General features: G+C 31.9%; 1 protein-coding gene. It reads right to left on the reverse strand.

Annotated elements, in window-relative coordinates:
* On the reverse strand, window positions 1–558 hold a 558-nt coding region (locus IU405_RS00505), incomplete at both ends, for an alpha/beta hydrolase (protein WP_197436700.1).

Below are 558 nucleotides of genomic sequence, written 5' to 3' on the forward strand. Positions count from 1 at the left end.
AAATATTGTTGGTGGTGAATTTTCATTCACATACTCTAAAGGGGACGCTTCTTTCCATTTGTTAAAATTTGATTCTTTTGAACCACCTAGCCAAATACTTGCCATTGTTCCCTCTTCTGCATTTGGATGTATAAAAGAGACAATTCCATCAATATTTATGATTGCTTGAATTTCATTGGATACTTTTGGATGCAGAGAATACATTCCTGAATTTGGTGTTACTCCAACCAAAGTAGCTAATTGTGCACCTGCTGAAGCACCTAAAACTGCAATTTTACTTTGATTGATATGATACTTTTTTGAATGTTGTTTTACCCAAACAATTGCATCTTTGATATCATTTATGGCTGCAGGATATGTTGCTTCAAAACCTAATCTATAAGAAACTGCAATGGCAACATAACCTTTTAAAGCTAAATTTTGAGCCATTATTCGTTGATTTTCTTTACTTCCTTTTAGCCAACCTCCTCCATGAATTAATAAAACAGCAGGAAATGTTTTATTCTTATAATCTGAAGGGAAATAAACATCTAATTTTAATTTTGAATCATTTATTTC

Origin of the sequence: Polaribacter sp. BAL334 (assembly GCF_015767435.1) — a bacterium.
Classification (GTDB): Bacteria; Bacteroidota; Bacteroidia; order Flavobacteriales; family Flavobacteriaceae; genus Polaribacter.